Annotated in this window: 13 protein-coding genes; 10 read left to right on the top strand and 3 right to left on the bottom strand. The window is 66.5% G+C overall.

What is annotated here, in order from left to right:
- Window positions 1-255 precede the first annotated feature (255 nt).
- From ACFWUR_RS17775 to ACFWUR_RS17760, 4 genes are all read left to right on the top strand, one after another.
- The gene (locus ACFWUR_RS17775; protein ID WP_378908179.1) at window positions 256-2466 is read left to right on the top strand and encodes an MMPL family transporter; all 2211 of its coding nucleotides are present in this window, start codon (window positions 256-258) and stop codon (window positions 2464-2466) included.
- Window positions 2467-2482: 16 nt separating this feature from the next.
- Window positions 2483-4051, top strand: coding sequence for an ArnT family glycosyltransferase (locus ACFWUR_RS17770; RefSeq protein WP_378908178.1), 1569 nt, complete (start codon window positions 2483-2485; stop codon window positions 4049-4051).
- On the top strand, window positions 4041-5141 hold the full coding sequence (locus ACFWUR_RS17765; protein WP_378908177.1) for an alpha/beta hydrolase: 1101 nt from the start codon (window positions 4041-4043) through the stop codon (window positions 5139-5141). Before ACFWUR_RS17770 ends, ACFWUR_RS17765 begins: the two co-directional genes overlap by 11 nt.
- A 291-nt stretch (window positions 5142-5432) precedes the next feature.
- A complete protein-coding gene (locus tag ACFWUR_RS17760) occupies window positions 5433-6080 on the top strand; it encodes a TetR/AcrR family transcriptional regulator (RefSeq protein ID WP_378908176.1) in 648 nt (215 codons plus the stop codon).
- A 15-nt stretch (window positions 6081-6095) separates the two neighbouring features.
- Here ACFWUR_RS17760 and ACFWUR_RS17755 read toward each other — a convergent pair whose 3' ends face one another.
- Both ACFWUR_RS17755 and ACFWUR_RS17750 read right to left on the bottom strand, forming a co-directional pair.
- A complete protein-coding gene (locus tag ACFWUR_RS17755; RefSeq protein ID WP_378908175.1) occupies window positions 6096-6929 on the bottom strand; it encodes a DUF4129 domain-containing protein in 834 nt (277 codons plus the stop codon).
- 314 nt (window positions 6930-7243) lie between these two features.
- Entirely contained in the window at window positions 7244-8059 is an 816-nt protein-coding gene (locus ACFWUR_RS17750) for an SDR family oxidoreductase (protein WP_378908174.1), read from the bottom strand.
- 272 nt (window positions 8060-8331) lie between these two features.
- Here ACFWUR_RS17750 and fdxA point away from each other — a divergent pair, with 272 nt between their 5' ends.
- The 4 genes from fdxA (at window position 8332) to ACFWUR_RS17730 (ending at window position 10896) form a co-directional block, all read left to right on the top strand.
- Window positions 8332-8667 (top strand): ferredoxin, encoded by a 336-nt coding sequence (gene fdxA / locus ACFWUR_RS17745; protein WP_378908173.1) that lies wholly within the window; start codon window positions 8332-8334, stop codon window positions 8665-8667.
- A gap of 182 nt (window positions 8668-8849) precedes the next feature.
- A complete protein-coding gene (locus ACFWUR_RS17740) occupies window positions 8850-9428 on the top strand; it encodes a hypothetical protein (protein WP_378908172.1) in 579 nt (192 codons plus the stop codon).
- Window positions 9429-9568: 140 nt separating this feature from the next.
- Entirely contained in the window at window positions 9569-10210 is a 642-nt protein-coding gene (locus tag ACFWUR_RS17735; protein ID WP_378908171.1) for a class I SAM-dependent methyltransferase, read from the top strand.
- 26 nt (window positions 10211-10236) lie between these two features.
- A complete protein-coding gene (locus ACFWUR_RS17730; RefSeq protein WP_378908170.1) occupies window positions 10237-10896 on the top strand; it encodes a DNA alkylation repair protein in 660 nt (219 codons plus the stop codon).
- Window positions 10897-10964: 68 nt separating this feature from the next.
- On the opposite strand, the gene ACFWUR_RS17725 is transcribed toward ACFWUR_RS17730, so the two are convergent.
- Window positions 10965-11876, bottom strand: coding sequence for a hypothetical protein (locus ACFWUR_RS17725; protein WP_378908169.1), 912 nt, complete (start codon window positions 11874-11876; stop codon window positions 10965-10967).
- Between the two features lie 192 nt (window positions 11877-12068).
- On the opposite strand from ACFWUR_RS17725, the gene ACFWUR_RS17720 reads away from it, so the two are divergent.
- Both ACFWUR_RS17720 and ACFWUR_RS17715 read left to right on the top strand, forming a co-directional pair.
- Window positions 12069-12308, top strand: coding sequence for a hypothetical protein (locus tag ACFWUR_RS17720; RefSeq protein ID WP_378908168.1), 240 nt, complete (start codon window positions 12069-12071; stop codon window positions 12306-12308).
- A gap of 244 nt (window positions 12309-12552) precedes the next feature.
- Window positions 12553-13803, top strand: a complete 1251-nt coding sequence (locus tag ACFWUR_RS17715) for a PucR family transcriptional regulator (RefSeq protein WP_378908167.1) — start codon at window positions 12553-12555, stop codon at window positions 13801-13803.
- The last annotated feature ends 4 nt before the right edge of the window (window positions 13804-13807 follow it).

The following is a 13807-nucleotide window of genomic DNA, read 5'->3' as shown; positions in this document are numbered from 1 at the left end:
TTCGACCGGCCTGTGACACTGACCGTTGATGCCAACGTAGAAGCCGACCATCGTGGCGATCGTCCGATTACCGACCTCTGGAATTTCGGACGAGTGATTCCGCAGTCCCCTGTGATCGGACCCATATCGCAAAGTAACGGCTCACAACACTGTCGTGGGAATCGTTGTGACCGGCAGCAACATTGACGGGTAGCGACCGAAAAGACCATCGACAGTGACAGGTTCGACACCGTCGCGAGCAGTTGGGAGTCGAATGTGTTCGCCGAGTTGACCCAGTGGGCAGACACCGTCGTGCGTCGGCGATATCTGGTGATCACGGTGATGGTGACCGGATTGCTGGCACTGGGAACCTACGGGCTCGGCCTCGGCGCGGATCTGAGTTCGAAGGGGTTCGACGATCCGTCCTCGGAATCGGTTCGCGCGGCGCAGGTACGCGACAACGCCTTCGGCCGCGATCACAGCAGCGACGTGCTCCTGCTGGTCCGCGCGCCCGAGGGCGCCACGATCGACGACCCGGCCTTCGCCGAGAAGGTCGTGGCGGGACTCAACCGCCTGCCGCAGCGTTTCCCGGACGAGATCGACCGGATCAACGGCGCGTATTGGCCGACCGATACCGGCGCGGCGCTTCCTGACGTCTTCGGCTCACCCGCACGAGATCACGCGTTCGCCTCGGTCGCGATCAGCGGCCACGATCCCACCGAGCAGGGCCGCAACTTCCGCAGGATCGCCGAGGAATTCGTGATCGACGGGGTCGATGTCGAACTCGCCGGCGGGCAGCCGGTCGCGCTCGCGTTGAACGACACCATGGTCCAGGACCAGCGCCGGGTGGAGTTGTTCGCCATCCCGCTGGTCGGGGTCCTGCTGTTCTTCCTGTTCGGTGGCGTGGTGGCCGCGGCGTTGCCACTGATCATCGGCGGACTCACCATGCTCGGCGCGTGGGGCCTGCTGCGCTGCCTCACCGCGGTCACCGAGGTCAATTCCTTCGTCTCCCCGGTGGTTTCGATGATCGGGCTGGGCCTGGCGATCGACTACGGGCTGTTCGTGCTCAGCCGGTTCCGCGAGGAACTCGCCGACGGCCGCACCGTCGACGACGCGGTCCGGCGTTCGGTGACCACGGCGGGGCGCACGGTGTTGTTCTCGGCCTTGATCGTCGTGGTCGCGGCAGCCGGCATTCTGGTGTTCCCCCAGGGCTTTCTGCGGTCGTTCGCCTACGGCGCCATCATCACCATTTCGCTGGCCGCGTTGACCTCGATCACCCTGCTGCCCGCGATGCTGGCCGTGCTGGGCGAACGCGTCGACCGGCTCGGCGTCGACTGGTTCCGCAAACCGGTCGCGAGTGACCGCGTCCCCGACAACCGGTGGGGCCGATTCGCCGCCGGTGTCATGAAACGTCCACTGGTGGTGGCGATTCCGATCTGCCTGGGCCTGCTGCTGCTCATCGTCCCGATCCAGAATCTGACCTTCGGCTCCATCAACGAGCGCTTCCTCCCGCCTGCACATCCCACGCGCATGGCCCAGCAGCACTTCGACGAACTGTTCCCACTGCGCCAGATCGACCCGATCGACCTGGTCATCGTCACCTTCGACCCCACGACCGCCGAGACCGTCCGCGCCGACGCCAACCACGCCCCCGGCCTCGGCGCGCCCTTCGCCGAGCCGATGCAGTCGCCGTTCCAACCCCAGGTTCTCACCACCCACACCGTGCTCGCCAGTTCCGACGACGCCGAGGCGACCGTCGACTATCTGCGTTCGATGCCACTGCCGCCCGGCACGACACTGATGGTCGGGGGGAATCCCGCCGTGGAGAAGGACAGTATCGACGCACTGGTCGAGCGGATGCCGCTGATGATCGCGTTCGTCTTCCTGGCCAGTACGCTGCTGATGGCGCTGACCTTCGGTTCGCTGATCCTGCCGCTCAAAGCGGCCGCATTGAACCTGCTCGGGCTCGGCGCCACCCTCGGCGTGCTGACATGGGTCTTCATCGATGGGCACGGCGCGGGGTTGCTCGGCTTCACCCCGCAACCCATCATGTCCCTGGTCCTGGTCGTCATCGTGTCGGTGGTCTACGGGCTGTCGACCGACTACGAGGTCTTCCTGCTGTCTCGCATCGTCGAAGCCAGGGCGGCGGGAGCCTCCACCACCGAAGCGGTGCAGGCGGGAATCGCCCGTACGGGCCGCATCATCACCGCGGCCGCGCTGATCCTGCTGGTGGTCACCGGCGCGTTCGCGTTGTCGGATCTGCTGATGATGCAGTACATCGCCCTCGGCATGGTCACCGCGCTGTTCATCGACGCCACCATCCTGCGGATGCTGCTGGTGCCCGCATCCATGCGCTTGCTCGGGGACGCCTGCTGGTGGGCGCCGAGGTGGCTCACACGCCTGCAGCCCACTCCCGAACACGAACTTCTCGCCCACTCGACACCTTCCGGAGCTGCTCCGACGCCAGTGCGCGGCGACCGGGACTGACCCGCGGAGTACCACCATGAAAGTACGGAGCGGCACCGTCGAGGTGCCCGCCGCACCCGTCCGCGCGCTACCCGCTTTCGCGTGGCGCGAGGTGTCGCTTGTCGCGGCCGTGGCCGCGACACTGTTCCTCGCCAGGATCGAGCGCTACCGCATCGGCGGCGACGAACTGTATTTTCTCGCGGCCGGGCGACATCCGTCGGTGAGCTACGCCGACCAGGGCCCGCTGGTTCCACTGCTGGCGGCACTGTCGGACCACCTCGCGCCGGGATCCACCGCCGTCCTGCGGTTGCCCGCGCTGCTGTTCACGGTGCTGGCCATCGTGCTCAGCGCGGTGATGGCCAGGGAGTTCGGCGGCGGACGACTCCCCCAGACCGTCGCCGCGCTCGCCTACGCGACCACTCCGACGGCGGTGATGCAATCGGCGATGCTGAGCACCTTCGCCCTCGACATCACCTTGACGGCGGTGCTCGCGTGGCTGCTGATCCGCTGGGTACGGACACGCGAGGACTACCTACTGGTGGCCGCGGGGTTCGTCGCCGCGGTCGACTTCCAGGTCAAATGGCTGATTCCGGTCATCTGGGCGATGCTCGCCCTCGGTGTGGCCGTGTTCGGGCCGCGCGAGATGCTGCGTCGGCCCGCGTGGTGGCTGGGCGCGGGCCTACTCGCCGGGTCGGCTGTCCCGATTCTGTTGTGGCAGCACAGCCATGGCTGGCCGCAGTTGGCGATGGGCGCGGTCGTGCGCGACGAGCAACTCGCCACCGCCGGGTTGACGGCGGTGCCGTGGACGTTGGTCCAGGTCACCGGCGCGGGCGGGCTGCTGCTGATCGCCGGGATGTGGGCGGGCCTGCGCGCCGAGCGATTCCGGCCGTACTACTTCCTGATTCCGATGATCGCGCTCGGTCTCGGCGCGGTGGTGCTCGCGGGTCTGCGCCCCTATTTCGTCGCCGGTGCGTTTCCCGGCCTGTTCGCGGCGGGCGCGGTGTATCTGGCAGACCGTGGATTCTCCCGGCTCGGGGCGATCATCGGCGGTTGCCTCGGCGCACTCGCGACCGCGATCTGTGTCGCGCTCGTCGTCGTCCTGCCCTTACCGGACTCGGCACTGCGACAGTCCACCGACGACTATTCACAAATCCACGCGCGCAGTCTGCTTTTCGGGCTGGACGGTTGGGACGAGCTGGTCACCGCGGTGGCCGAGACCTACGACCGGGTACCGCCGCGGCAGCGCGAGGGCTTGGTGATCGTGACCCAGAACTATTGGCAGGCAGCCGCACTCGACGACCTCGGGCCCGCCGCCGGTCTGCCCGCGGTGTTCAGCCCGAACCGCGGCTACGGCTATTTCGGCACACCACCCGACACCGCCACCACGATGCTCTACGTCGGGGTCGACGATCCGGGCACCGTGCTGCGCACTCGCTTCACCCAGACCACCCTGCTGACCCACATCGACGAGACGCTCGGCTTTCCCGGTGTGAACCGCAACGTCGCGGTGTGGCTGTGCGAGGGGCCGAGCGAACCGTGGTCGGTCCTGTGGCCGGATGCCAGGCAGCTGCGGTTCGTCGACGGGACGAGCCGCCATGGGCGATAGCGACGACGGAGCGAGCGGAGACAAGACAGTGGTGAATTCGACGATGCGGCGACTGGCACTCGCGGTGGCACTGGTCGCCACCGGCCTGCCCGTCGTCGCGACCGCGCAGGCGGCCCCGGACCTGATCGCCGCCCGAGCCATGGCTTCCGCGCTACCGGCACCGAACGGCTCGTTCGCGGTCGCGGCGGCCGCCAACGGCCCCGGCACGGTGATCGACCTGACCGTGCACTCGGCGGCGATGAACCGCCCGGTCACCGTCGCGGTCATTCCCGCTGCCGATCCCGAAGCACCTGCGGGCTCGCTGTACCTGATCAACGGGGTGGACGGTGGCACCGACACCTCCGACTGGCGGGAGGGCAGCAACTGGTTCACCAAAACCGACGCCGTCGAATTCTTCGGCACCGCGCAGGCGAACGTGGTGATGCCCATCGGAGGTGCGGGCACCTTCTACACCGACTGGCAGGCCGACGATCCGGGCACCGGACGTAATCGCTGGCTGACGTTCCTCACCGCCGAACTGCCGCCGATCATCGACTCGGCCTTCCACGGCACCGGGCGCGACGCGGTCGCCGGCTTGTCGATGGCCAGCGCGGCCGTGTTCCGGATGGCGCAGGAAGCACCCCGACGATTCCGGATGGTCGGCTCCTTCAGCGGTTGCGTCCAGACCGACAACCCGGCAGGCCAGGCGATGGTGGCCTCGATCGTCACGGCACGGCGCGGCAATCCGCTGAATATGTGGGGGCCGCCCGGTGATCCGGACTGGGCGGCCAACGACGCGATCCGCAACGCCGAGAAACTGCGTGGGGTGCAGGTGTACGTCAGTACCGGCAACGGGCTGCCCGGCCCACTGGATACTCTGGCCGGGCCCGGTATTCACCACAATCCGGTGAAACTCGCCGATCAACTGCTCATCGGTGGCGTTCTCGACGGGATCACGGTCGTGTGCACCGCCTTGCTGCGCACCCGGTTGGCCGAGTTGAACATCCCGGCCACCTTCGATTTCCGGGCGGCGGGCACCCACTCCTGGGGGTACTGGGAGCAGGACATGCACACCTACTGGGAACGTGCCGCCGCATTGCTCGTCCCGTAGACGGACTTGCCGGGACGAACAGCAAAGAAATCGCTTTCGGTCAGGTGTGTACAACTCACCAACGCACTGTTATGGGGCCCATGGCCGCACACAGGAAATATTATTCACCGCGACAGCGACCAGTTTTCGTAATATTTTCACTAGAATCATCACGGCCCCCAGCGGTCACATCGATTCACGTATTCCGATGTGCCGAAACCCGATCCGCCTGCTCATCGATGCGCTTTCGCTGCTGCGGAAAGTTGGCAACTCGACCACCAGCACACCGTCGGGTGCAGAAAAGGACCACCGATGCCACCGAAACCCGTCGACCGGCGAATCCGGCCGAAGCAGGAGCGCGCGAAGGCGACCCGGGAACATATTCTCGACACCGCGGCGAAGTTGTTCGGTGAACGAGGAATCGACAACACCTCCACCAATGTCATCGCGGCCCAGGCGAACATCAGCATCGGAACCCTGTACCGGTACTTTCCGGAGCGGTCCTACCTCGTCGACGAACTCCTCGATCGGCTCATCGCCGACGTCGAGCAGGAGTTCACCCAGCACGTGTTCAGCATGCCCGCGGCGACGCCACCGAAAAACAGCGACGACTACGTCACGGTCGCGACCGAGATCCTCGATGTCTTCGCCGAAGCGCTGATCGCCGAGGCGGATCTGGTTCGCGCACTCGTGGGCAACGTGCGGTTCTACAGCAGCGGGCTTCCCGAACTCGAACCCCGACTGCGAATGCTGGTGAAGCTCATAGTGATCCAGTTCGTCGGTCCCGGCAGCGACCGCGATCACGAGATGATGTCCTGGGTTCTGGTCAACACCGGTTTCGCCGCGGTGTTGCGCGCCTCGGCCGAGGATGTGTCCGACGCTGAGCGCGCCACCGCTATCGCCATGACCGCCCGGATGATCGGTACCTGGCTGTACGACGAGATGCAGCGCCACGAATAGTCCGCTCGCGCAGGACTACACGGGCACCTCGTCGCGGGCTTGCAGATCGGCGAGTACCCAGCGCAGCAGTTGTTCGGCGCGGATGCGCTGCCAACCCAGCGTCGCGTGCGGACTGAATCGGGCCTCCTCGAACAACGCGACCAGTTCGTGTGCACCGTCGTCGTGCAGCACACCGCTGTCGAACGCTCGCTCCAAGACTTCTCGGGGTGTGTCCGAGATCAGCGGCGCCGCAGCGCGATCCGCGGCCAACCCGGCCTCCATCGCCAGATAGCAGGCGATCACGGCGGTGCGCGGATCCTGGCCGGGTGCGTTCATCGCGGCCAGGCCCATCTCCGCTGCCCTGGTCAGCGAGTCGACCGTGTTCGACGCCTCCTGCTCGGCCGTCTCCACCTCGTCGACCAGGGGCAGCCGCCGCCGTCCGGCGACGGTGACGCCGATCAGACCGACCAGCGCGATCCCGATCAGCACGACGGCCAGCCCCGCGGTCCCCAGCAGCGCCATCCCGCTGAGGCGCGACGAGTCGACCGCCGAGTCGACCACGTGCACGTCGACCTCGGCCGCAACCGCTGGTTCCCCGGCTTTCACCGCCGACATCGGTGTCACCGAAGACGTCTGGCGCCGGGCGCCGGGCAAGACGAACAGCATGGCGATACCGACCGCGAACGTCAGCGCGACAGCACTGAGCGCTACCGGAGCCAGCACCGAGAATCGCCTGAACGACAACCGAACCCCGAGATCGCGCTCGACAGCCGGCATCGCCAATGGCAGCCGATGCTGACTCACAATGACCCCCGCCAGCAGGATCACCACCGAAACCAGCAGTAATACCGGCATCAATGCGACAGCCACCGGCGAACTATCGCCAGAACTACTGGGAACAACCGTCCCAGGTAAACGCCCGTGTAGCGCGATAATCGCCGCGGCAATCAACACGACTGCCGCGAACAGACGACCTATTGGCGCCAACATCTTTCCCACTGCCCTACCGCCGAACCCCTGGAAGTCACCCGAAATGCCCACATAGTGACATTTCCCCCGGCAGCCAGGAACCGACCACAGCAGATTTGGTCGAACTCCCTCAGCACCCCCGATTCCTTTGTCTCCGACAACATTCCCTACCGCCGGGCAACGAATATTCCGGGACGGACGTCTACTTTTCAGTATCAGTCGGCGAGAAAGCGGGCGGCGTTCGCGTGTGCCCAGCGGGCGAAGGTGGTGGCGGGGCCGCCGGTGATGTCTTCGACGCTGGTGATCGGCAGGGATTCCGGGGGCGGAGCGAAGTCGAGAAGGACACTGTCCACGTACCAGGAGGTGTTGTCGCCCATGGTCGGCCGCAGGGCCGTGATGGTTTCCTCGCGGGTGGCGGTCCGGAAGGTGATGTCGCGGTCCAGAGCATCGGCAAGGTGTGCGACCAGGTCGGCGCGGGTGAGGATTTCCGGGCCCGCGAGCGAGTGCGCGCGGCCGAGGTGTCCGTCGGTCAGCAGAGCGGTGGCGGCGACGGCGGCGATGTCGTTCATCGCGATGGGCGCGCTCGCATTGTCGGGGCGCGGTTCCCGGACGGCGCCGGTTTCACGGATCTGCTGGGACCACGTCAGGGTGTTCTCCATGAAGTCGGCGGGCCACAGATGAGTCCAAGCCAAGCCGCTGGCTTCGACGGCATTACACACGCTGCCCCACCAGCTTTCGGGCTCGCCGGACAGATCCACGACATGGCGCACACCGGCTGCCCTCGCGAGCGCGAGCACCTCGGTGACCGTGTTCGGCGACGGTGCCAGATACATCCGGTCGACGCCCTCGAACGCCGCCGCCAACCCCTCCGGCCTACCCAGATGCCCCCGCACCACCTCGACCCCGGCGGGCAGTGCGGCCCTGCTCGGATCGATCGTCAGCGCGCGAACATCGGTCGCCCCGCGCGCGATCAACTGGTCCACGACCATGCGCCCGATATTGGCCGTCGCCCCGGTAACCAGGATTGTCATCGGTTTCCCTCCGTCTCGGATCGTCGAACCACTCGATCCTGCCAACGAATTCCGACCGGCGCACATGACTCGTGACGCCACGAGCAGTGGCGCCGATCCGCCGCGCACCGTCGCTGCCGCGCCGAGAACCATTGCCGTCGGATTACCCTGCCGCGCAGACCTATAAGTACGGCTTATGGGGTGGTAGTCGGCTGGTGCCTACCGTCGAGGGCGGACGCGCACAAGGATCGGATGCACCCGGCTCGCGGGCGAGAAGATCGAAGGAGCACAACGTGACGTTCGTGATCGGTGCCGACTGTGTCGATGTCCTGGATCGTGCCTGCATCGAGGAATGCCCGATCGACTGCATCTTCATCGGCGATCGGATGGCCTATATCCAGCCGGACGAGTGCATCGACTGCGGGGCGTGTGAACCGGTGTGCCCGGTCGAGGCGATCCACTACCAGGACGACATCCCTCCAGGCCAGGAGCAATTCACCGTCGAGAATGCCCGCTTCTTCAGCGAAGCGCTGCCAGGCCGCACAGCGCCACTGGGTCAGCCCGGGGGTGCGACCGCGGTGGGCACACTGGGGGTCGACACGATCTATGTACAGGAGTACCGACCGTGACCGTAACGAATTCTACGTTTCGGCGAGGTAATTCGCCTTTTATGTCGAAGTGATGATGTTTTTCCGGTATCACCGCTGGTGGGTTCCACAGAATCGTTGACGATGCGAAAATGTCCTCGGACCGAGATCCGGTCCGGCAGAGGATGTTCCGCCGGATTCGGCGGGCAGACTGGAGGGGCAGGATGCATTTCTCGTCTCGAACGATTTCGGGCACACAGCGATTCGGCGCGATCGCCGTACTCGCGGCAGGCGCTGTCGGCCTCGCGGCCACCACCACCGCGCAGGCCGCACCGGCAGCGGCCGCTCCGATCGTGCAGGGCGTCGACAGCGGCGTGGCGTTCACCGCGAGTCCGTCGGCCGACGGCTCCGGGCTCACGGTGAACGCACCGGACGGCACGTTCAGCGTCGCCGGCGGCGCGGTCACTCTCACGAACAACCAGGGCCGGGTGGTCGCGGCGTTGCCGACCCGCATCATCACCGGCGCAGGCGATTTCGACCTGGTCGCGGGCATTTCCGCCGACGGACGTTCAGCGACGCTGAGCCCCACCGCCGCCCCCGCGGTCGTCACCGCGAACATGGCCGAATTCGTCGACGCGGCCAGTGACACCCAAGCCCGCAAGCAGCACAACGCGGGCATCGGCGCTCTCATCGGCGCTGGTATCGGCGCAGTGCTCGGCTTCTTCCTCGGCGGAGTCGGCGCACTGGTGACCATTCCGATCGGTGCGGGTATCGGCGCCCTCATCGGCTACTCGACGCCGTAGCGGCACCACGTGGTGGCCGATCCTCGCGGGTCGGCCACCACTGCTGTCCGCCCGCGGGTGTCACGATCGCCTCGCGGGGCCGTCCTGCAGAGCCGACCCTCTAGGGTGAGAGCGCGGACGAACCCGAGGAGGCAGCGATCATGAACACGTCGAACGAGCGCACACCCAGCGGGTGGGAGGAACTCGTCGCGGCCGACCCTGCCCACTCGAGCTGGTACGTGGAGCGGTTCCGAAACCTCGCCGCGCAGGGCGCCGACATCGTGGGCGAGGCGCGGTTGATCGATGCGATGCTCGGGCGTGGCAGTCGCGTGCTCGATGCCGGCTGCGGACCGGGACGCACCGGTGGCTATCTGCACGGTGCCGGCCACACGGTGGTGGGGGTCGATGTCGACCCGGTACTCATCGAGGCGGCGCGCGCGGACCATCCCGGGCCGACATGGCTGGTCGGCGACCTCGCCGAACTGAACCTCTCCGCCGCCGACTTCGACGCGATCGTGTGCGCGGGCAATGTGATGACCTTCCTTGCCCCGTCCACCCGGTCGGCGGTGCTGGCGAATTTCGCGGGGCATCTCGCACCGGAGGGCCGGGTCGTGATCGGGTTCGGCGCCGACCGCGGCTACGAGTTCGCCGAGTTCTTGACCGATGCCGAATCCGCCGGTCTCACCGTCGATCTACTGTTGTCGACCTGGGATCTGCGCCCTTTCACCGACGACTCCGACTTCCTGGTGGCGGTGTTCTCCCGGATGCCCGGCCCGCACACCAGGGCCCGCGCCGACTCATGACCGGCACCACCAAGAGGGTGCCCGAGATGACGGTGGACGAGGTGATGGCCGAACTGGCCGAACTCGACAACCCCGCGATGCGCGCGGTGAACGAGAAACACGGCGACGATCACGGCGTCAACCTCACGACACTGCGGGCGCTGGCCAAACGCCTGAAGACACAACCGGAACTGGCCCGACAACTCTGGGACACCGACGACAGCGCGGCGAAACTGCTCGCCCTGCTGATCTGCCGACCGAAGATCTTCGACCGGGACGCGCTGGACGCGATGATCCGCCAGGCCCGCACCCCCAAGGTCCACGACTGGCTCGTCAACTACGTCGTGAAGAAGAACCCACATGCCGAAGAGCTGCGCACGACGTGGTTCGCCGATCCGGACCCGGTGGTCGCGAGCGCGGGCTGGGCACTGACCACCGAACGAGTCGCGAAGAGGCCCGAGGGCCTCGACCTCCCCCACCTGCTCGACCTCATCGAGGCGCAGATGAGAGACGCCCCCGATCGCGTGCAGTGGGCGATGAATCACTGCCTCGCCCAGATCGGTATCGACCATCCCGAGCACCGGACTCGTGCCCTCGATATCGGCGAGCGCCTGCAGGTCCTACAGGACTACCCCACACCCCCTGGCTGTACCTCCCCGTTCGCGCCTCTCTGGATCGCCGAGATGGTGCGCCGACAGAACACCTAGTGGTTCCGGCGTCCCGGTCGCGGCGATCGGTCGAGCCGCCAACTCGCCGTCATGGCACGAGCGGTCCCTCAGAACAGGCTGGTTTGCGCGGGTTCCGGGATCGCGGTGATCGCGGGGTCCAGTTCGATGCGGCGCCCGACGAGGCGGGTGTCGTTGACCAGCACGAGTTCCTTCGCGCCCGCGGTGTCTCGGCACGCGAGGGTGTGACCGTGCGCGGTCACCGCGTCGATGACGTATTCGCCTGGCTCCCCGGCGATTTCGGTCGCCACCGGGAATCGGCCGTGCGCGAGGATCGTGGCGTAGAAATCCCGGCCACCCGACCAGGCGATGTCGGTGCGTGCGATGTCGGCGGGCAGGGTGCCGGCGGCGTGCTCGGCCGCGTCGGCGACGGCTGCTTCCAGGACCGCCCACGGGGGCAGCGGCTTCGTCAGGATGCGGGTCTTGGTGACACCGGCCACCGCCTGTCCGATCCCGGCACGCTCGGTCACCATCCGTTCGAGATCTCGAACATGAAGTCCGTCAGGGGAATCGGTGATGAACCGAGCGACGAGCGCACCCTGTTCGAAGAGCCTGCGATTGCGCCGCGACGCCGACGCCGTACCGACCTTGGTCATCCCGTCCCCGAAATACGCGATGTAGAGGTGGTGCGGCTGCGACATATAGTCGCGGACCTGTTCGGGCAATGCCGTGAGCGGACCGCGATGGCTGTGCACCACCGACCACCCCTCGTTGATCCGGCACTGCTCACATTGGCGCCCGGCGTCGATCCTGGCCCGTCGAGGACAAGCCAGCCGCCCCCGACGCCCGCCGCCGAACCCGTTGTAGCCCAGGCAGAATCGCCCGGAATCGGCGATCCGGAAGGCCAGACGCGTGCCGACGCCGGGCAGCAACTCGGTGGTTCCGTCGTCGCCGAGCAGTTGGTAGAACCATCGACCCTGCTCGTCCCAGCGAGTGCCGCAGTACAGGGCCGTGGAGGTCATCGGTCGAACTTACCTCGCGCGGTCGGTGCCGATCACAAGTCGGCAGCCGAAAGTTATCCGAACGCCCAGTAACCCTCGCACGATTTCCCGCGTCACCGATCGGTCACCTACGTTGGGCGCACTGCAGGGGTGCGAACTGGTAAGGGGACAACAATGGCCGATCTCAGGGTGCTACTCGATGCCGGATTCACGATGACATCGACTGTACAGATGGATTGCCTGACCCATCAGCTGATGGTCGCCGTCGAATCCTGCTCGCGCAACGGAATTTCCTTTCTTCGAATTTGGGATGAGGTCGAGGACGCGCTCGACCTGGTCCCGGCGGATATCCCGGCCCAGTACCGCACGCAATTACGGCAGTACCTCAGCGAACACGTCATTTCGGCATTCATGAGCGTCTCGGCGGACGGGAAACCGCTACCCGGTATGTGAGCGTCGGGCTCGTGCTCGGTGCGGTGCACGTCGGCTCACGACCGTGTGGGATCGTGTCGCCACCGCGGCGCATTCGTCGGCATCGCCCGCTTGTGAGCCCACACAACCCTGGATGACAGGGCATCGTGATCCCACCAGGCCCTTCGATGGGACCGGCGACTGCGAGCTCCTCTGTGGCTATGTTGCGATTCACACAAGACCACGATCAGCCCCATTCGCTGTCTGCCACGACGGAGTGCACCCGATGAATTCTTCAGCCATGGATCGGATCTACGATCCGCTCATCATCGCGAACGGTCGGACCGCATCGAGTTTTCTGGGAAACGCCGACGAGTTGGTGTCACAGCTCGTCTCCTATTTCGCCGAGAATGTCATGCCGTGCCAGGCGATGCCGAGCGAGGCGATGCGCGGTGACGTCACCGAGTTCACCCGCCGCTGCCTGATGCTGGCGATGGAAATGCTGGACAAGCGCGCGACCCCGTCCGAGCCGCAACTGGTGGCGCTGCGCGCGGCATCGGCCCAGCATGCCCGCGAGGGTGTACCCGTCGAGACGCTGCTGCGCGCCTACGCCGAGGGGTTTCGGATCGGCTTCGAACTCGTCATCGGGCAGGTGACCGCGGCCGATCTCGCCGAAGTCGTCGCGGGTATTCGCCTGCTGCTGCGCACGCTCGAGGTGATCAACGCGACGGTGACCAGTGCCTATCTCGATGAGCAGCGCCAGGTCGCCAAGGAACATCAGACCGGGGCCCAGACGATGATGTCGGCACTACTGAGCGGTCACGGCATCGGCGCCCTCACCCGCCAGACCGGCATCAGGGTCGCCGATTCGTATCAGGTAGTGGCACTGATGATTCCGGAGCTGGCCGAGGAGCACGACCCGCGCGTCGACGCCCAGATGGTCGCGCGGCGCAAGCTCCGACGTGTGCAGGCGGCGCTGGCCGATGCCTTCGCATCACGGTCGCTCGCACTGCTGAGCACCACCGGCGGCACCCTGCTGATCCCGAGCGATGAACCCGACCTGCCGCGGATGACCGGCGACACCCTCGCCACGATCAGCGCGACCTCGGGTGTCCAGCTCACGGCGACCCTGGTGCCCGCACCGACCGACCAGATCCCGAAGGCCACCGAGGAAGCACACGAGCTGCTCGATCTGGTGCGCGGCATCGCCAAACCCGCTGGCCTGTACGAGCTCTCGGATGTGGCGATCGAATATCAGCTCACCCGTCCCGGTCCGGCGCGCGAGCATCTGGCCGATGTCATCGCCCCGCTCGCCACCCATCCGGAGCTGCTGGAAACGCTGCGGACCTACATGGCGACCGGTCTCAATCGCAAAGCCACCGGCCGGCGACTTCATGTGCATCCCAACACCATCGACTACCGACTGCGGCGGGTGAGCGGCCTGACCGACCTGGACCTGACGACCGCGGAGGGCATTCTGCGGGCTCGCATCGCGCTGCTCGCCGACGACATGGTGCATACCCGGGGCGCCGCGTAACTCC

This window comes from Nocardia sp. NPDC058633 (assembly GCF_042717045.1).
Lineage (GTDB): Bacteria > Actinomycetota > Actinomycetes > Mycobacteriales > Mycobacteriaceae > Nocardia.
The sequence above is the reverse complement of the archived record's forward strand: the minus strand, read 5'-3'. Positions and strand labels throughout refer to the sequence as shown.

What these genes read in the sequence shown, in the direction of transcription:
- ACFWUR_RS17770 (WP_378908178.1), top strand. Translation starts at nt 2,483, where the DNA reads ATGAAAGTACGGAGCGGCACCGTCGAGGTGCCCGCCGCACCCGTCCGC.
- ACFWUR_RS17765 (WP_378908177.1), top strand. Translation starts at nt 4,041, where the DNA reads ATGGGCGATAGCGACGACGGAGCGAGCGGAGACAAGACAGTGGTGAAT.
- ACFWUR_RS17760 (WP_378908176.1), top strand. Translation starts at nt 5,433, where the DNA reads ATGCCACCGAAACCCGTCGACCGGCGAATCCGGCCGAAGCAGGAGCGC.
- ACFWUR_RS17750 (WP_378908174.1), bottom strand. Translation starts at nt 8,059, where the DNA reads ATGACAATCCTGGTTACCGGGGCGACGGCCAATATCGGGCGCATGGTC.
- ACFWUR_RS17740 (WP_378908172.1), top strand. Translation starts at nt 8,850, where the DNA reads ATGCATTTCTCGTCTCGAACGATTTCGGGCACACAGCGATTCGGCGCG.
- ACFWUR_RS17735 (WP_378908171.1), top strand. Translation starts at nt 9,569, where the DNA reads ATGAACACGTCGAACGAGCGCACACCCAGCGGGTGGGAGGAACTCGTC.
- ACFWUR_RS17730 (WP_378908170.1), top strand. Translation starts at nt 10,237, where the DNA reads ATGACGGTGGACGAGGTGATGGCCGAACTGGCCGAACTCGACAACCCC.
- ACFWUR_RS17725 (WP_378908169.1), bottom strand. Translation starts at nt 11,876, where the DNA reads ATGACCTCCACGGCCCTGTACTGCGGCACTCGCTGGGACGAGCAGGGT.
- ACFWUR_RS17720 (WP_378908168.1), top strand. Translation starts at nt 12,069, where the DNA reads ATGACATCGACTGTACAGATGGATTGCCTGACCCATCAGCTGATGGTC.
- ACFWUR_RS17715 (WP_378908167.1), top strand. Translation starts at nt 12,553, where the DNA reads ATGAATTCTTCAGCCATGGATCGGATCTACGATCCGCTCATCATCGCG.